Origin of the sequence: Agarivorans sp. 1_MG-2023, assembly GCF_030548385.1 — a bacterium.
Taxonomy (GTDB): Bacteria; Pseudomonadota; Gammaproteobacteria; order Enterobacterales; family Celerinatantimonadaceae; genus Agarivorans.
In genome coordinates this window covers 433457-451284 of the sequence record NZ_JAUOSJ010000001.1, presented here as the reverse complement: position 1 = coordinate 451284, position 17828 = coordinate 433457, and the positions used below count along the sequence as shown (strand labels likewise).

The following is a 17828-nucleotide window of genomic DNA, read 5'->3' as shown; positions in this document are numbered from 1 at the left end:
CTCCTAGTTTGATAAGGCGATCACGTTAAGATCTTGGGGCAAACCCGTTAGTGAACCGGGAGGGTTAAGCGCCTGGCCTTTGTTGTCGACAATCGCCGTTTCAACTGGGCATATATGCGCGCACTGCGGTCCATTAGGGTTATTGCTGCATTCATTACAGCGATGGGCAATCACAGAAAAGGCCGATTGGCCACTTGAGATGGCCTTTTGAGGGCACACTTCTTTACATGCAAAACATGCTATACAGGCTTTGGTAATAGATACTGACATTAGCTACACTCCCCGGCGTTACATACAGTTCGCTTGGCAGGCTTTACTTGATTAATAAGCGATTGTTGTATCTCTAACAAAGCCTCTTTAATGTCTCGCAAGGCATATTTGGTATTCACCTCTACGCCCAAGTCAGACAGCTCTTGCAAAGGTGTGTGGCCAATTCGGCTGCACAATACGGTATTAAATTGGCTAAGCTGGTTTAAGTCTTGTTGCTTGTCGTCAGCACACTGATCACTGCCGGAACAGTATTGCTGCCAATCAACGCTTTGTTGTTGTTCAATACTCTCTGCGCTTACCAAGTAGCTTAAAAACTGAGTTGCGTGACCAAAATGCTGGTCAATTAGTTGGTTACTACTGGTCGCCACTGCTACTCGAAGTGTTGAATTGGCTACAGCGCTACCTTGTTCAATTGCGGCAAGGTCGATGTCTTGACCCAGTTTGCCTACTGCATCGGCTCTGCATTGTTGGCAGTGAGTCATTTGCGCCATACTTTGACCGGCACTTTGGCGGGCTAAATCTAATTCCTGTTTGCTCGGTTCACGCTGCCCCATTAAACCAAAGTAAGTACCGTGGGCGGGGTCGGAAATAAGCGGCATAATGTTGTGGATAAACGCGCCAAATCGACCTAACTCTTTAGCTAAAGAATCAATATGGAAATCATTGATCCCAGGGATCAACACGGTATTTACTTTAACTAACATACCCGCGTTTATGGCAGCCTCCAAGCCCAATAATTGCCTATCTATCAGGGTTTGAGCAGCTTTGCGCCCGCGTAAGCGTTGTTGATTAAAGTACACCCAAGGATAGATTTTTTGCCCTATATCAGCGTCGATACAATTAATGGTAATAGTGAGATGTTTTACGCCAGCGGCAAGCAATGCATCAAGCTGATCAACCAACGCTAAACCGTTTGTTGATACGCACAAATGCACGTCTTCATCTATTTTGGAGATAGCCTTCAAGCTGGCGAGGGTTGCTTTTGGGTTGGCCAAAGGATCTCCCGGTCCGGCTATTCCAACAACCTGAGTCTCTGGAACATGTTGTTTTACTTTTTCAAAACGTCGTGCTGCCATAGCGGGAGATAATAACTTAGACACTACGCCAGGGCGGGTTTCGTTGCTGCAATCAAACTTTCTGTTGCAGTAATTACACTGAATATTACAGGCTGGCGCTACCGGTAAGTGCATTCTTGCATAACGGTGACCCTCTTTAGAAAAGCAAGGATGCTTTGCTACTAAAGCGGCTTGAGCTTCAGCGCTTACAGGCTGTTTAGTTTGGCTCTGCCTTAAGTGTTGTAAAGTCATAAAGCTTCCTTGTTAGATACTTTATTGTTTACGTTGCAAAGCTTATTCCAATAATTAAATGCATAAAATACAGATAGTTATGAGTAATAAAACTTTAGGAAAAGGCATTGGCTGTCGTATTTGTAGTAAATACGACAGCCAATCAACTTACATTTGGCGAACGTTAATGTTCATCACTTGAATGCGATATGCAATTTGCCTCGGGGTCATATTGAGTAAACGCGCGGCTTTTGCTTGCACCCAACCGGCTTGTTCTAATGCAGCAATAACCCTTTCCCGTTCATCCATCTCAGAGTTATCTATAGTGGGCTTATCTACTGGGGTTCGCGGGCTAAATTTAGGCCCATCTAAGCCATCGAGTACAATAAGGTCTTGGTCAATCACCCCACTCTCACTCATTACCGATGCCCGTTCTAACAAGTTTTCCAGTTGCCGCACATTGCCCGGCCAGTCGTAGGCCATCATCATTCTTATGGCGCTGTCGGTTAACGACAACTCACGCCGCTGTTGTTTAGCCAATTTTTCTATCAAAAACTCCGCTAAATCGGGTAAGTCTTCGATACGGTCACGTAACGGTGGCGGGAACATAGGCATCACGTTCAGGCGATAATACAAGTCTTCGCGAAAGCGTTCCTGCCTCACTTCTTCTTCCAAGTTACGGTTAGTTGCCGCTAGTATCCGTACATTCACGTTAATGGTTTGAGTGCTACCCACTCGCTCAAATTCCCCTTCTTGTAATACTCGAAGCAATTTGGCTTGAAAGGCAGCTGAGATTTCGCCAATCTCATCTAAAAATAAAGTGCCACCGTCGGCCATTTCAAAACGGCCTTTACGTTGTTTTACCGCTCCTGTAAACGCACCTTTTTCGTGACCAAATAACTCAGACTCCAATAAGTTGTCGGGCAGCGCCGCGCAGTTGAGTTTTATAAATGGCCCGGTTGCACGTGGCGAGTTGTAATGAATGGCGTTAGCAATTAACTCTTTACCAGTGCCCGACTCCCCACGGATTAAGACTGTGCTGTCCCATTTAGATACCAAACGGATCTGCTCAAATACGCGCCGCATCACCCGTGAGTGGCCAACAATGTTGTCCATGCTGTAGTTGCTACGGACTTTTCTGCGTAACCTATCCCGTTCAGCTTCTAGCTGATTGGTTTGTACTGCCACGTCTTTCGCCAGCAACACACTTTTAGCAATTAAGTTCGCAGTCATTTCAAGAAAACGGGTAAACGACGAGAGCTTTTGCGGATCGTCTATTTGCGGTTGCGCCGCTAATACACCCAGTACCTCATTAGCTTTTTTAATCGGCACCGCTATAAAAGGTAAATCTAGCGCGTACAGATCCAGTTTGTCGGCAAAACGTAAATCGTTAGACACTTTGCTTAATACAATAGGTTGTTTTTGAGTCAGTACCGTTCCCACTATGCCTTCGCCAGGGCGATACCGAACATTCTTGGCCACATTATCGCCAGCATGGTTTGGCGTGTGTACAGAGTCTATGTTTAGCATTTGTTCATTTTCAGCAATCAACGCTAACATGGCATGCTGTAACATGGCTTTGTCGTGCAGTACTTGCAGCACTTTACTGACACTTTGTTGGTAATCCAAACTGTTAGTTAACACACTGCTTACGTCGTACAACGCGGCTAAGTGACTCTCTGCTATATGTGACTCGCGTTTTGTTGAATATTCCATTATTCACCTCGCTTAATACTACGTAGAGGAAGAACGATGCGGGCTTTACAGCCGCCTAAAGAGGTTGATTGATATTGAACCGTGCCACTATGCTCACTCACCACTTGCTGCACAATGCTTAAGCCCACGCCCCTACAACCGTTATTATTGAGGGGCTTGGTACTGTAAAAGGGTTCAAAAACCTTGAGTTGCAGCTCTTTTTTAATACCTGGACCACTGTCTTCAACGGTAATTTCAATATCTTCATCAACCAGTTGCGTACTGCATACAATTTCACGGCGTGTTTTCTTCGCTAAATCTATGGCTTCTATGGCGTTATCAATAAGCTGTTTTATAGCCACCCGTAATCGAGATGGCTGGCCCCTTAACGGCGGCAACGTACCATTTAAGCTCAGTTGCATGGTGATACTGCGAGACAACAACCGTTGGTTACTCATTTCAGTCACCTCATGCACCAACTGATTAACGTTTACCGACTGTACAGCTTCTTGCGGCTTTTCCGGTAAGGCACTTTGTAATTGATCAATGGCAGCATGACCCGCTTCTAAGCCAGCTTGCATCGCATTGGTTCGCGCACAACTATTAGCCCCGCCACAAAACATCTGCAGTGCTGAATCAATCATGTTTATCGGGCCCTGAATCTGGTGAATAGCCGCATGCAAGGCTTCCTGCATACTGTGCAAGGCTTCTGACTCAGCGGTAGAGCGTTGTAACTCTGCTAAACGTTGTTGCTCTTGGCGGCGACGCTCACGGCTTACTTCACTTAAGGTGATCACCAAATAGCGGTCTCGCTTTGGTACAAAGTAGTCATCAACCTCAGCACCGCTTATTTTTACAGACGACAAACAGCAAGAGAACCAGCGCTTCCGTTTTCCTTTGCCCACTTCAATATTAAAGTTTTGTCCTTCGGTAAAGGGTTCTTCTGTTTGATGATGAGCATTGTTTATCCGCTGCCCTAGTTGCGTTAACGCAACACTTACCGGCTCTTGCGAAAAATCACTGCGCAAGGTTTTGTAAGCCAAGTTGTCTAACACTACTTGGTGGGATTCGTCGACTAAAGCTATTGCCACTGGCGCTGTGTTGAGCACCGCCTCAACCATAGCTTTTTGATTTGCGGCCTTAGTTTGGTGTTGGTGCCGCTCACTAATATCTTGATGCACACTCATGTAATGAGTGATGTTTCCAGATGAATCGCATAAGCCGGTAATAGATAGTTCGGCTAAATAGCGCTGACCATTTTTCTTGCGGTTAATTAGCCGCCCCTGCCAACTGCCACCAGTGCTTATGCAAGACCAAAGTTCTTGGTAAACGTCTAGCGGAGTGGTTTTAAAACTGAGTAAAGAGTGATTGCAGCCAAGCAAATCATTTGGCGAATAACCAGTTACCTGAGAAAAGCGTTTGTTTACGAATAGGAAGTTCGCCTTTAAATCGCTTATCGACATGGCCATTGGCATTTGTTCTAAGATCTGAAAGCACTGTTCAAGGATCTCGTTCTTACTCACGGGAGCCAAGTCTTGAAAAGCTTGCTCCATGGTTGATTTAAGTTCATTCATCATCCAATCAATCCTTTGCATTGCTGAGTTAACTGCTGAACATAAACACACAATGCAAGCGGTATTCCCGAAACTAAATCGCCATGCCACGGGGCTCAGTTAGAAATACTTTGTTTGATTTACAACAAATTTAAGTAAATTATCAGTAATTATTGTCGTATTTATCACCACTTTAAGCCCCGGGTAAATGTGAATCGTTTTTATCTAAGGCCATGAATAGCTTGGCTTCTCTCCCTATATCGGAGCAATTCACCAACTTGGTACACAGCCTGCAATTGCATTGTTAACCATCCTCAAGTTTAGGAAGTACACAATGGCTGACTACCTACTTATTTTTATTAGCACCGCAGTGGTAAACAACGTGGTGTTAGGAAAGTTTTTAGGTTTGTGCCCATTCATGGGTGTCTCAAACAAAATAGATAGCGCCTTAGGTATGGGCTTAGCCACTACCTTTGTGCTGTGTTTAGCCGCAGTAGCTGCATGGCTTATTGAATCCTTGCTATTAGCCCCTCTAGGTATTCAGGTGATGCGAATTCTAGTTCTGATTCTGGTGATTGCTGCAGTTGTGCAACTCACCGAGTTGCTGATTCAAAAAAATAGCCCAGAACTTTATCAAGCCCTAGGGATTTTTTTACCGCTTATTACTACAAACTGCGCGGTGTTAGGGGTGGCGCTACTCGTGGTGCAAAACAACATGAATTTTCTTGAAACCCTGTGTTACGCCTTTGGCTCTGCCGCCGGTTTTAGTTTGGTCATAGTGTTGTTTGCAGGTTTAAGACAGCGTTTAAAGCTCGCCAAAGTACCTGCTGCCTTCGCTGGCTTGCCTATCGCCTTTATTACTGCAGGATTGTTATCAATGGCCTTTCTAGGGTTTAGCGGCATGGTGGGTTAGTAGGAGTATTACCATGATTATTGTATCTATTGTTGTACTGATTCTGATTGGCGCATCCTTAGGCGCCTTATTGGGCTGGGCGTCTAAAGCGCTCAAGGTTGAAGGTGACCCAAGAGTGGATGAACTAGAAGCCATGTTACCCGGCGGTCAATGCGGCCAATGCGGTGAGCCAGGTTGTCGCCAAGCAGCCGAAGCCATGGTAGATGGCCGGCTGTCCCCCACCAGTTGCCCTCCGGGCGGTAATGGATTGGCAGCCAGTATTGCTGGTTTACTGGGTGTGGAAGTAAGCAATGACCCTGATGCCGTTCCCCTAGTGGCGGTGATTGATGAGTCAAACTGCAGCGGTTGTACCCGCTGTTTTAAAGCCTGTCCTTTTGACGCCATTGTAGGCGCAACTAAACAAATGCATACGGTAATAAGCCAAGTTTGTACTGGATGTAAGCTGTGTGAAAAAGCCTGTCCTCAAGGTTGTTTAACCATGCAAGCACAAACCATACAGCTAAACACATGGCAATGGCCAAAACCCAAAATCGCTTAGGAGTAGCCATGTTCAATTTAAAACCCAAGCCTTTTAGTGGCGGGGTACATCCCAAAGGGTACAAAGAGTTAACGCAGCAACAAAGCATTAGCCGAAGCTTTACTCCTGACCGGGTTTACCTCGGCATGCAGCAACGAAATGGGTCTATGCTGAGTTGCTTAGTATCGGTAGGCGATGAGGTATTTAAAGGTCAGCTTATTGCTAAAGGCAGTAACGACATGACAGTACCTTTGCATTCGCCGGTAAACGGTAAAGTAGTAGATATAAAACCTTACCTAAGTAGCCACCCCGCAGGAATTAAAAGCCAAACTTTGGTCATTACCTGTAATGGCGAAAAACAATGGGGAGAAGATTTTCCGCCAAGCGATTATCAAAAATTAGACCATGAACAATTGGTACAACGGGTACTTGATGCAGGCGTAGTGGGTTTAGGCGGTGCTGGTTTTCCCAGCGGAATTAAACTCCGTTTGGCGCGCAAGGCCAAGGTGCACACGCTACTGATTAACGGCGGTGAATGTGAACCCTACCTAACCTGCGACGACCGCTTAATGCAAGAGCATGCCGCAGAGATCATCGCGGGTATCAACATCATGCTTAAAGCCATTGGTGCAAACAAAGCCATCATCGCTATCGAAGATAACAAGCCTGACGCTATCGCTGCGATAAGTGCAGCTAGCGAAGACGTTAGCAATTTCAGCATTAAAGTCGTTCCTAGCCTTTATCCGATGGGGTCAGAGCGGCATTTGATAAAAGCGGCCACAGGCATAGCCATACCACCGGGCCAACTTAGCACTGCTCAAGGTATTTTGGTGCATAACGTTGCTACGGCTAAAGCCATCTATCAAGCAGTGCGATTTAAACGCCCCTTGATCGAACGCGTGATCACCGTATCTGGTGATGCAATTGAATCTCCGGCCAACATTACCGTGCCCATCGGCAGCCTAGTATCGCAAGTGCTTGCAGAATGTGGCGGGCTAAAAGTAGAAGCCAAGCGGATGATTGCAGGTGGGCCAATGATGGGCCAAGTACTGCCTTCTCCGTTTGTGCCCATAGATAAAAGTATTGGCGGTTTACTAGCGCTAAGCGAAGACAAAATCAATCAACGTAATAGCCAAGATTGTGTGCGTTGCGGCAACTGCGTAAAGGTGTGCCCCATGGGGCTTATGCCTTTCCAAATGGCAGCCCATAGTAACCACGATGATTGGCAGGGTGCCCAGCAGTTTGGCCTAGATTCCTGTTTGTTATGCGGAGCATGCAGCTATATATGCCCCTCTAGCATACCGCTGGTTCAATATTTTCAGCATGCAAAATCTAATATCAATGCCCAACGCAGCATGATGCAAAAATCCAATTTAGCTCGCCAGCTAACCGAGGCGCGTCAGCAGCGCTTAGCCAAAGAAGCCGCAGCGAAAAAAGCAGCCAAAGCATCTAAACGTAAACGCCCTGCTCGCGCTCGAGTCAGCCAAGGAGAAACTAATGAGTAAAATCAATCCCATTGCCGCGCCACATACTCATTCGGGTACCTCTACAACAAACATTATGTATTTAGTGGTGTTGGCGCTGCTGCCCGCCGCGCTCTATGGCGTTTACCTATTTGGTTTACCGGCACTCACTGTATTGGCTTCCTGTGTTGTGAGCGCTTTAATCGCAGAGCTTGCTTGTTTGCAATTACAAGGTAAACGCAGCCTAGCCGCCTTAGATGGATCAGCCTTGTTAACGGCTTTGTTGCTGGCAATGAGCCTTCCTGCGAGTACCCCTTGGTGGATAGCCAGTTTTGGTTGCTGTTTTGCCATAACCTTAGGCAAACAAGTTTATGGTGGTCTTGGGCATAACCCCTTTAATCCCGCGATGCTAGGGCGCGTAATGCTGCTGATTTGTTTTCCCGTTGAACTCACTAACTGGCAAGCCATCTCAGTTCCAGATATCGGGGCTCAAGGAATCATGTTAAATCAAGCGTGGTTAGGCATTGATGGAATTAGCGCTGCTACACCTTTAGCCGATCTCAATCAGCTGACTAATTGGCAAGATCTAGCCCTGGGAAAACATCCAGGCAGCCTAGGTGAAACGAGTGCTTTACTGATTGCACTAGGCGGTGTGTTTTTGATCTGGCGAGGCATTATTCGACCCTATATCCCACTGGCCTTAATCGGTGGGTTATTTGTTCCCGCGACCATCGCTCACATGCTAAGCCCTAATGAATACGCTTCTGGTATCGCTCATCTATTGTCGGGCGGCGCAATGCTAGCGGCATTTTTTATAGCTACTGACATGGTCACATCCCCCACCAGTCCGCGCGGACAACTGTTGTTTGGTGCTGGTTGTGGTCTGTTGATCTGGTTGATCCGTAGCGTTGGTAGTTACCCCGAAGGCGTGGCCTTTGCCGTGCTAATAATGAATGCCTGTACTCCGGTAATAGACCACTATCTTCGGCCAAAAATATTTGGTGCTCAATCGCTATTTAAACGCAATAAAGGAGTGTAACAATGGCCTTACCCTGCGTAGAAAAACACATTAACAGTAGTATCTATCAGTCACTCTCTTTAGCTTTTGCTGTGGGTATTTCAAGCGCTTTACTACTCGGCTTGAACATCATTACTGAACCCGCCATCGCCCAACGAGTGAACGAAGACAAACTTGCCGCTATCGACTTAGTCATGCCGCAGCAACATTACAGTAATTCTCTGCTCGCCACCGAGCATAGCTTCAGCATTGATGACCGCACATACACTGTTTACAACGCCTTAAATAAGCAACAACAGTCCAGTGGTTATGTTGTGCAACTAAGTGCCAAAGGCTATGCCGGCCCAATTAACCTTTTAGTTGGGGTAAACGCTGAATTAAGCATTACCGGAGTGAGAGTACTAAACCACAGCGAAACACCAGGCTTGGGTGACAAAATAGAACTTGCCAAAAATCCTTGGATATTAAGTTTTAACGACAAAAGCTTAGCTAATACAACAAGCAAAGGCTGGGCGGTAAAAAAAGATGGTGGTGAATTTGATCAATTTACTGGCGCAACCATCACACCGCGCGCGGTGGTAAACGCAGTGCATCAAGCACTGTTAGATTTAAACACTAAACAAGGAAGCTAGCATGAGCCAATACAAACGCATAATTGCCGACGGATTATGGAATAACAACGTTGTGCTGGGCCAATGTTTAGCCTTGTGTCCCTTGTTAGCCGTAACGTCTAGCGCTACAAACGGCCTAGGTTTAGGGCTGGCCAGTTTAGTCGTTATGGTATTAGCCAACTTAATTAGCGCCTTAACTAAAGATTATGTTAGCCGCGCAGTGCGGATCCCAATCAACATTTTGATGATAGCAACCTTAGTCACCATAACCGACATGGTACTTAATGCTTGGGTTCATCCTCTACACAAAGTGCTTGGCTTGTTCATTCCATTAATCGTGACTAACTGTGCCATTTTAGGTCGAGTTGAATCATTCGCTAGTCGCCAAGCACCGTTACCTGCTGTGGTCGACGGCTTAGCCATGGGTATTGGATTTACTTGGGTATTGGTATTCTTGGGCGGTATTAGAGAAATAATTGGCTCAGGTACGCTGTTCGCCGATGCTCATATTCTATTGGGTGCAGCATTTAGGGCGATAGAATTTACCGTAATACCTGACTACCGAGGCTTGCTGTTAGTGATACTGCCGCCCGGTGGTTTTATTGTTTTAGGCATTTTACTTAGCGTGCATAGGCTGATTCAACAAAAGCTAGAGTCTATGGTTGCGCTCAAGGCTACGCCCGAGCTAAGCCCTACTGCACAATCAGAAGGAGCGTAGCGATGTTAGTGAGTATTGCTTATGCCACCCCACAGCAGCAACTGTGCATAAATGTAGATGTAGTGAATGAAAGCAGCGTGATTAACGCTTTACATCAATCAGGTATTTTAGATTTGTGCCCCGAGATCCAACTAGAAAAGCAAAAGGTAGGTGTGTTTGGTAAATTCGTCACCTTAGAGAGCCAACTAGTTGCAGGGGATAGAGTAGAAATTTATCGACCGATTACTTGGAGCCCTCCTGTTGAAGATGATGACGACGAAGATGATTAAAAGGCTACATTTATTTCCATCAAACACTGCACCCGCAGTGTTTTTTCGTTATCGATACTGGAAACCAGAACAAACCCACTAAGTAATAAATAGCACAATCTACATGCCAAACCCTGTCACCTTTACAACAATCGCCTGTATAACATAATAAAATAAAATCGTAAGTCACTGTAAATTATAGATTAACGGGTTGGTTTACTTATTGCAGCACTAACAATAAGCCAGCATATTAAGGAGTACGATCATGGCAGAGATAGGTATATTTTTTGGTACTGACACCGGTACTACTCGAAAAATCGCTAAACAGATCCATCAACAATTGGGGGCGGAACTTAGCGACAAGCCGCTTAACATTAATCGCGTAGACATAGACACCCTATCCTCTTACAAAATGCTCATTTTAGGTACACCAACCCTAGGTGAAGGCCAACTACCTGGTTTAGCAGCCGATTGCCAAACAGAAAGTTGGGATGAGTTTATGCCCCAACTAGACGTAGCAGACTTTGCAGGTATTAAGGTGGCATTATACGGCTTAGGCGATCAAGTGAACTACGCAGGCGAGTTTGTTGATGGCTTGGGTGAATTGTACGATGCAATTCTAGAAACCGGCGCCGATGTTGTTGGCGAATGGCCAGCCGAAGGTTATGAGTTTGACGATTCATCTGCGTTACTAGAGAACGGTAAGTTTGCTGGCCTAGTGTTAGATAACGATAATCAGAGCGAGTTACACCCAGAACGTATTAGCGGTTGGTTAGAACAAATTAAAGCAGAGTTTGGTGTGTAGCACCCTATAAAACCATTACCTAGGGCACATACTAATGTGCCCTTTCTATTTCATGCTTTACTACCAATATTTCTGGTGATTTAAAGCCTCAATACATGCTGTTTCACCAATGATTGGCGCTAGTGGAGTTTCGCTCAAAGACTGAGCTAGCCAACCTTCGGGATGACTCAATACTAAAGGCGCTTTAATCATATCTTGGCTAATCTGACTAAAACCCACCTTTGAGTAAAAGCTTGGATCGCCATAGGTGACTAACACCTCACCGCCTAAAGCACGTAAATGTTTGATGCCGGCATTAATTAGCTTCTGCCCCACGCCTTTCCCTTGCTGGCGAGTAGCCACTGCCACCGGTGATAAAATATAACCAGCTTGCTTATTGGGAAGCACTAAGCGGCTAAAAAATATGCTGGCGACGATCTCCTTGTCTTCTAGAGTAACAAAACCAATCAAGTCTTCTGCTTTGGTATTAGCCACAATGTCAGTGACCAAATGGCCAATGAGTTGCCCCTCTTCTTTTCCTTCTGAATCAGAGAATACCTCAGTAAAAAGTTGAATCACCGCTGGTGATTGATTAGCGCTAAATAATTCGAACAACATTGTTGCACCTACCTTAATTATCGAAGAGGAAAATGGCTTACAGATTGGGCCATTGCTGGCTCAATCCCACTAGGTGAATCAATCCAATAAGCAAACAAATTACCGAACTCCACAACCAAAACTTTGGTGTATTGCCCATAGGCTTTTTAATCAACAACAAACCAGCCAATCCGCGAACTAAATAGACCAATGTAATCAGTACTAAAACAATACGTGGATAAGGTAAAGCGAATGATAGCGTTGCGGCAGAAAAAGCATAAAGCGCCCAAACCGAAAGAATTGCAACAATAGCGCTGGTGATTAAGGCAGGTTTAATACTTTTTTGCTCTGCCAGAAGCGCCATTTTTTCACCCGCGCCGAAAAAGCGATACCACGATGCACCAAAAACAATACAACCCACATGCATAAGGGCGGCTATAGCACTGAGTGTTCCTGCCGCTACAAAAAAGGTATTCATAAATAACCCTCTGCTTAAATTGATGTAAGCCTGCCGTATCGTCACTGTTCATTTTAAAACTAGTTTTTAGGCAGTGTTAAAACTAGCACCTAGTACTGGTTTAATTCGTCTTGGCTACTCATTACTAATGGCAAGAATTTCGCTGATCACCGCATCAGAAAACAACGATTTAGACAAATACTGTTGGCCGCCAGACTTAGCCACCAAAATTAAGCCCAACTCTGTTTCAATCACCCGCTGAATGTCACTCCACAACACTGAGGTTTTTGTATAGGGGTTTTGAGTGTTGATGCCGTTCTCGTCAATGCTCAACTTTACTTCACTGTCGGCACTTCTGCCCCACATTTGGCGGGTTAGCCACCATGCACGGCGAAACCGAATATGTAGCACTTCCATTAACGCTAAAACAATCAGCATAAATCCGACCGTGCCTGAATCTTCAATAAACGCCAGCAATCCCATACCTAAAGCAAAAAACACTACAGGCAGCTTATAATTTGGCTTGGCATTTTTTCCATAGGGTAGAGTTTGATCAAAGCACTCTGCAAGATAAGCGCGAGACAAAGTAAATTGGGTGGTAAACGCCTGCATAAAACTCACTTATCAATGTTGAATATTGTTAATAGCACTCAATGGTTGAACGGATTGTTAGTTATCGTTAATCTCAAGCTGTAAGTACTACTTGCTATCGCGCCATTTTACTGTTTTAACGACACAAGGGAAACGCCAAAACAATAACCACTGCAGTGTTAATTTTTCCGATGCTTGCTTATGCTAAAACCATCTTGTTTAAAGGACAAAACACAATGCTGAAAAAGTTAAACGCTTACGCTGCAATCTGTGGCTTGTTTTGGGTAATGCCCAGCCTAGCTGAGCAATTCGAACCTAAAGCTTTAGAAATAGTTACCTTACAAAATGGTGCTCAAGTACAGTTGAATGACGACTTTACCTGGCAATACCTGCTGTTAAACACGCAAAGTGAAACAACTAGTTCAATTGATACAAACAATGCTGTATTACCGGTTGCTGTAGCAGCCTTAGAAACACCATTGGCTAACTCAGCGTCTTCTCATTCACCTGAGCGTTTAAGTGACATAGCGATCAATCAAGCTGAGTTACTAAAGTCTACTGCAAAGAATGGCGTAAAAATAAGCCTACTCAACAGCCAATGGGATGATAAAGACCGGCTTGGTCTGCATTTCCAACTGGTCAACACTGGTACCAAAAACTACGTACAAATATTGCTTGAAGTCAGTTTATATGCCGACTCTGGTACCTTATTAACCCAGCAAGAAGTTAAAGTTTGGCAAGCCATTTTTAGGATGCCGGACACCTATTTGCGCAAAGAGCAGTCACGCACCAGTGAGATTCTTTGGTTAGAGGGGGTAGATAAAACCCAGTGGGATAAACAATTATTAAGCCTGAAAATCACAAATATGGAATCACGCTAATAATGTTTCAACCCTGGGCTAATGGCGCTTGCTTTAAGCTTAAAGCCGCTTAACCATTTGCAGATCGGTAATGGTTTCACCTTCAAAAGTGTCGGTAAGGCTATTATCCGAAAACTCAAATCCGAGTTTTCGATAGAAGGTAATCGCTACCTTATTTGAATCCAGCACATAAAGGTTTATTTCCTCTATGTCTTTTTCTTTCGCTTTTAATGCTAGTTGCGCCATTAATAGTTGCCCAATTCCCTTTCGGTAAACGCTAGGACAAAGATAGAGCTTATGAAGTTCGAGAATCGCAGCAGAAGCCTTAGCTTCGCTATAAGATAAGAAACCAACAATCTGGTTATTGTCTAATGCCACCAATACATGTTCAACGCCGGTACTAATGGCTTGTAGCCATTCACGTTGCCTTAGCTGAACCGTGTACTTATCAATATAGCCTTTTGGCATTAAGCCCTTAAAAGCAGACTTCCAAGCGTTAACATGAATAGCAGCAATAGCGGCTACGTCACCTAACAGTGCTTCCCTTACTTTGCGCTCCATGATGTCCTTCTCAAATTGCGAGTGTTAAACAAAAGCTTTAAGGCTCAAAACTAGCCCAAGCCGCATAGGAATTATAAGTATCTAAATCCGCTATGAGAAAACCCGAAAACTCAAGTGTTTAACAAGAGTTTCCATGCGTTTTACTTAGACCAAACAATAGCACTAACTAGTTGGCGAATAAGTGTTCCACCTATCAAATTGATATAATTATCATAAATGTAAGTATAGGGCTGAAGAAGAAGGATCTTAGGGGAAAATTAGGCTTACTTAGCTATTGGATTAGCTTTTGAGGCCTAAGTTTCTAGGCCCTTTAACAATTGGTAATGGTAAAGCCAAACTGCTTAGTGGGTCTTACCTTGGTGTTAATGGCTACTTAGCAATGAACCTAAAATCTTCAATTTCGCCTAGCTCATTAGCGTGCAGTATGTAATCAGTGTTCATGTCAGCTTTGTTTTCGTAAAAGCGTATTTCATATCCACCATTGAGCTTATCGTAAGCTATCGTGTATTTGCTGCTAACTTTACTCACCACAGCATTCGCGCTTACTTTGCCATTTGCTAAAGGAGTGCTGGTGGTCAAATAAGTAAGCATGTTGGTGGAAAGATCGTCAAACGTAAGCGTATAAAACAGTTTTTTCTTTACCAATTTTTGGTCGACAACTTTGGTTGAGTAACCTTCAGATGAATAGTAGCCGTTGGTTTTAACGATTAGCTCAAACTCATCTTCTGCTGTTGGCGCCGTAGACACACATCCTGATAAACTAAACATTGTGAGAGTTAATATGATTGGCTTTTTATACATTAGTCACCTCATTCCCCTTGATAGTTACATCATACAATAGCACCTTTATCTGGTTGGATCAGTTCAAGAGTAACAAGGCTGACAAAACAGCTCAAAAAGTACTAAAAAGTGAGAAGCAGGTTCGCCCAAAACAAAGTCTGTGAAACAACTAAGATTATTTGTGGGAGTCTGTTGCTGAATGTTGTCTATTGCTAACTGCTGTAGCTGTCACTTTATGAGTAGGTTCTAGTGGCGTGATTAGCGACAGATGAATATCACTTAAGGTGAGCTCATTCTCAAGAGTTATAAACACCTGATTTATTGAGCGTTTAAGCTGTTTTTAATTACTAAAACCGCTACGCAATGCCTGAGGTAAACGCTGTGGGCCTAGCAAGACTAAGCCCATTATGGCGATTAGCATAGCTCCCAAAATCAAAGACGGTTATTTACTCAGGTTTTTGCCGCCGCCAGTTTCAACTCGTAAACCGGTTTCTGTAGTAGCTTTACCCTTATTGTCTTCGCTCATAGCTTGTTTAAAGCCTTTAATGGTAGTACCTAAATCACCGCCCAAACCGCGTAAGCGCTTAGTACCAAACAATAAAGCAACAATAACGGCCACTATAACCAGTTGCCAAACACTAATTCCACCTAAACCCATGCTCACTCCTTTTTGTTTTCTTGCTCTTAAACAACAAACAGGCTCAGATAGAGCCTGTTTTAAAGTTTACCGGGTAACTTAAACGCCTAGAGCACTACCGTCGTTTTTACGAATCGCCACTACTGACGCACGCGGGCGCAAATCAACACCAACCGGTGTTTCTTCTGCTGCGTTGGTGCTGTAAGGCCAGTTACCTGGGTGTTGAATACACACAAACATGGTGGTGTAGTCAGGGCTTATGGTAAAGCCTGTAACTTCACAACCGTTTGGTCCTACAAAGAAGCGGCGCAATTCACCTTGGTTTTCGCTGTTAATGGTATCAGCATTACCGTCGGCGTCTTTTATCGCAGAAGGCACTACTGCCAGCATTTGATCGTTGGTGTAGTTTTTAACTTCGTCTGCACCGTTGTCTGTTTGAATCCACATAATGCCGCGCTTATCAAATGCCAAACCGTCTGGGCTAGCAAATTGATTAAACTCACCCAATCCAGATAGGTTGGTGTCTGCGTCACCATCTGCTGGTGAACCAAATACAAAGATGTCCCAGCTAAAGTCGGTCGCTGCGTCACCTTCGTCCCAACGAATTACATGGCCAAATTTATTGTTTAAGCGTGGATTAGCTGGGTTTGTACCGGTGGTGTCGTCACGTCGAGTATTGTTGGTTAGTGTTAAATAAACAGAACCAGTAATTGGGTCTACGGCACACCATTCTGGGCGATCCATTGGGGTTGCGCCAACTAAATCAGCAGCGCCAGCGGTGTTTAAAATAATGTCTTCCAGTGCTGCAAACGAGTCAGCTAATGTGCCTCCAGCAGTGGTCGCGCTCTCTAAGGTAAGAGGTAACCAATGGCCTACGCCGTCAGCGTCAAACTTGGCAACGTAAAGTGTGCCTTGGTCCATGTATTTGTTACCTACCGCTAGGCGATCTGTTGGGTCTGCATCGGCTGCATCCCACATTTTCTCAGACACAAATTTGTACATGTATTCAAAGCGCGAGTCGTGGCCTGAGTAAAATACAATGGGTTTACCAACTTCAAGTGTTCCAAAGGTACAACCTTCGTGGCGGAAACGGCCTAAAGCAGTACGTTTTACGGCGCGTGAGTTTGCTGTGTAGGGGTCAATTTCTACAATGTAACCGTGGCCGTTGGCTTCGTTGCGGTAGTCGTCCATCGCCGTTGCGCCAGTAGGTGTTACGTTAAAACGGGCAAACTCGTCTACACGCTCAGCAGCGTTACCAGCGAGTGTTTCCCAGCCATAACGGGTGGTGCCAGATGTGTCTAAACCTATGCGGTCTTGCTCATCAGTGGTGGTGCCAGTGTTAATAAAGTAACCAGGCCAGTTTTCTTCACAGGTTAAGTAAGTACCCCATGGTGTGTAGCCGTTACCACAGTTGTTTAGCGTGCCACGAGCTTGGCTGCCATCTGGCGAAAATGGCGTGGCTAGTTTGCTAGAGTGCGCTAAGGGGCCAGAAATATCCATAACGGTGGCGCCGGTATAGCGGCGGTTTAATGGGTCGGTGTCTAGCATCATCCACTGGCCATTATCCTGCAATTGAATGCGAATAACACTAACGCCGTGAGCAGCAATTTCCTTGCGTACTTGGTCTATGCTGCTGCGAATGCCATCGGCATCAGCATCTGTTCCAGTGGGGTGTAGCGCGTTTTGGTCGATGTACTCGTGGTTTACGCACAACAAGCCGTCGGTACTGGCATCGTTTAGCGGGAAGAAGTGCAAACCGTCATGGTGCATGCCCATCGCATTGTTTTGGTCTACGGCATCGTTGCTACCGTCATCTTTCCAAGCTGTCGCTGTGGCATTTATTGGTTGGCCCCAAGGTGCAAGAATTTGTGCAGTGTAGCCTTCAGGTACGCTTACAGCATCAATTTTAGAACCAGCGATTGAGTTGAAGTTTAGCGTTGCGCTAGGTGTATCACCACCGCCAACAGCAGTGCTGCTAGAAGAGTTACAGCCAGCTAAACCAAAAGCACCAAAGGTAGCCATAGCGCCTAAGCCTAAGCCGCCTTTTAAGATTTTACGGCGTGAGAGGTGCACATCTAGCACTTCATCAAAGCTTGGGTTTTTACTTTTGTTAAAACGCGTTGGGTTAAATGTTTCCTTGCTCATTTAGCTATATCCTAGTTAAGTACTCTCATTTATTGTTCGGATTAAGCTAATTCCACAATGTTACATTTACGTTAAGTTTGTATGGATTATTTTGTGAGTTTGCTAAGCGCTAAGTAATTAACAA

Annotated in this window: 20 protein-coding genes; 9 read left to right on the top strand and 11 right to left on the bottom strand. The window is 44.9% G+C overall.

All coding sequences use genetic code 11. From position 1 onward, the window contains the following. Positions 1 to 3 precede the first annotated feature (3 nt). The 4 genes from Q4592_RS01760 to nifL all read right to left on the bottom strand — a co-directional run bounded on the left by Q4592_RS01760 (position 4) and on the right by nifL (position 4828). Positions 4 to 270 (bottom strand): ferredoxin, encoded by a 267-nt coding sequence (locus tag Q4592_RS01760; protein WP_303508983.1) that lies wholly within the window; start codon positions 268 to 270, stop codon positions 4 to 6. Further along, a complete protein-coding gene (gene nifB / locus Q4592_RS01755) occupies positions 270 to 1577 on the bottom strand; it encodes a nitrogenase cofactor biosynthesis protein NifB (RefSeq protein ID WP_303508981.1) in 1308 nt (435 codons plus the stop codon). The genes Q4592_RS01760 and nifB overlap by 1 nt, the downstream gene beginning before the upstream one ends. Before the next feature lie 147 nt (positions 1578 to 1724). Beyond that, complete coding sequence (gene nifA, locus Q4592_RS01750) at positions 1725 to 3272, bottom strand: nif-specific transcriptional activator NifA (RefSeq protein WP_303508979.1); 1548 nt, start codon at positions 3270 to 3272, stop codon at positions 1725 to 1727. Further along, a complete protein-coding gene (gene nifL / locus Q4592_RS01745) occupies positions 3272 to 4828 on the bottom strand; it encodes a nitrogen fixation negative regulator NifL (RefSeq protein ID WP_303508977.1) in 1557 nt (518 codons plus the stop codon). The genes nifA and nifL overlap by 1 nt, the downstream gene beginning before the upstream one ends. A gap of 310 nt (positions 4829 to 5138) precedes the next feature. Here nifL and rsxA point away from each other — a divergent pair, with 310 nt between their 5' ends. From rsxA to Q4592_RS01705, 8 genes are all read left to right on the top strand, one after another. Further along, positions 5139 to 5717, top strand: a complete 579-nt coding sequence (rsxA, locus tag Q4592_RS01740; RefSeq protein WP_303508976.1) for an electron transport complex subunit RsxA — start codon at positions 5139 to 5141, stop codon at positions 5715 to 5717. A 13-nt stretch (positions 5718 to 5730) separates the two neighbouring features. Further along, positions 5731 to 6255: an RnfABCDGE type electron transport complex subunit B gene (locus Q4592_RS01735; RefSeq protein ID WP_303508974.1), complete on the top strand. Its 525-nt coding sequence runs from the start codon at positions 5731 to 5733 to the stop codon at positions 6253 to 6255. Between the two features lie 8 nt (positions 6256 to 6263). Beyond that, positions 6264 to 7739, top strand: coding sequence for an electron transport complex subunit RsxC (rsxC, locus tag Q4592_RS01730; RefSeq protein ID WP_303508970.1), 1476 nt, complete (start codon positions 6264 to 6266; stop codon positions 7737 to 7739). Beyond that, a complete protein-coding gene (locus Q4592_RS01725) occupies positions 7732 to 8736 on the top strand; it encodes an RnfABCDGE type electron transport complex subunit D (protein ID WP_303508968.1) in 1005 nt (334 codons plus the stop codon). The genes rsxC and Q4592_RS01725 overlap by 8 nt, the downstream gene beginning before the upstream one ends. A gap of 2 nt (positions 8737 to 8738) precedes the next feature. After that, the gene (locus Q4592_RS01720) at positions 8739 to 9347 is read left to right on the top strand and encodes an RnfABCDGE type electron transport complex subunit G (RefSeq protein ID WP_303508959.1); all 609 of its coding nucleotides are present in this window, start codon (positions 8739 to 8741) and stop codon (positions 9345 to 9347) included. Position 9348: 1 nt separating this feature from the next. Next, positions 9349 to 10044, top strand: coding sequence for an electron transport complex subunit E (locus tag Q4592_RS01715; RefSeq protein ID WP_303508957.1), 696 nt, complete (start codon positions 9349 to 9351; stop codon positions 10042 to 10044). A 2-nt stretch (positions 10045 to 10046) separates the two neighbouring features. Beyond that, entirely contained in the window at positions 10047 to 10313 is a 267-nt protein-coding gene (locus tag Q4592_RS01710) for an RnfH family protein (RefSeq protein WP_303508955.1), read from the top strand. Positions 10314 to 10557: 244 nt separating this feature from the next. Continuing rightward, complete coding sequence (locus tag Q4592_RS01705; protein WP_137673240.1) at positions 10558 to 11097, top strand: flavodoxin; 540 nt, start codon at positions 10558 to 10560, stop codon at positions 11095 to 11097. 60 nt (positions 11098 to 11157) lie between these two features. On the opposite strand, the gene Q4592_RS01700 is transcribed toward Q4592_RS01705, so the two are convergent. From Q4592_RS01700 to Q4592_RS01690, 3 genes are all read right to left on the bottom strand, one after another. Next, positions 11158 to 11694 carry a GNAT family N-acetyltransferase gene (locus tag Q4592_RS01700; RefSeq protein WP_303508951.1) on the bottom strand — a complete coding sequence of 179 codons (537 nt, stop codon included), beginning with the start codon at positions 11692 to 11694 and terminating at the stop codon, positions 11158 to 11160. A gap of 37 nt (positions 11695 to 11731) precedes the next feature. Continuing rightward, positions 11732 to 12151: a hypothetical protein gene (locus Q4592_RS01695; RefSeq protein ID WP_303508950.1), complete on the bottom strand. Its 420-nt coding sequence runs from the start codon at positions 12149 to 12151 to the stop codon at positions 11732 to 11734. Between the two features lie 114 nt (positions 12152 to 12265). Then, a complete protein-coding gene (locus Q4592_RS01690; protein ID WP_303508949.1) occupies positions 12266 to 12742 on the bottom strand; it encodes a YcxB family protein in 477 nt (158 codons plus the stop codon). Between the two features lie 215 nt (positions 12743 to 12957). Here Q4592_RS01690 and Q4592_RS01685 point away from each other — a divergent pair, with 215 nt between their 5' ends. Next, on the top strand, positions 12958 to 13602 hold the full coding sequence (locus Q4592_RS01685; RefSeq protein ID WP_303508948.1) for a DUF3157 family protein: 645 nt from the start codon (positions 12958 to 12960) through the stop codon (positions 13600 to 13602). Positions 13603 to 13641: 39 nt separating this feature from the next. On the opposite strand, the gene Q4592_RS01680 is transcribed toward Q4592_RS01685, so the two are convergent. The 4 genes from Q4592_RS01680 to Q4592_RS01665 form a co-directional block, all read right to left on the bottom strand. Next, on the bottom strand, positions 13642 to 14142 hold the full coding sequence (locus Q4592_RS01680) for a GNAT family N-acetyltransferase (protein ID WP_303508947.1): 501 nt from the start codon (positions 14140 to 14142) through the stop codon (positions 13642 to 13644). Between the two features lie 369 nt (positions 14143 to 14511). After that, entirely contained in the window at positions 14512 to 14943 is a 432-nt protein-coding gene (locus tag Q4592_RS01675) for a hypothetical protein (RefSeq protein ID WP_303508945.1), read from the bottom strand. 421 nt (positions 14944 to 15364) lie between these two features. Continuing rightward, complete coding sequence (gene tatA / locus Q4592_RS01670; RefSeq protein ID WP_303508944.1) at positions 15365 to 15580, bottom strand: twin-arginine translocase TatA/TatE family subunit; 216 nt, start codon at positions 15578 to 15580, stop codon at positions 15365 to 15367. 78 nt (positions 15581 to 15658) lie between these two features. Beyond that, a complete protein-coding gene (locus Q4592_RS01665) occupies positions 15659 to 17704 on the bottom strand; it encodes a PhoX family phosphatase (RefSeq protein WP_303508941.1) in 2046 nt (681 codons plus the stop codon). Between the last annotated feature and the right edge of the window lie 124 nt (positions 17705 to 17828).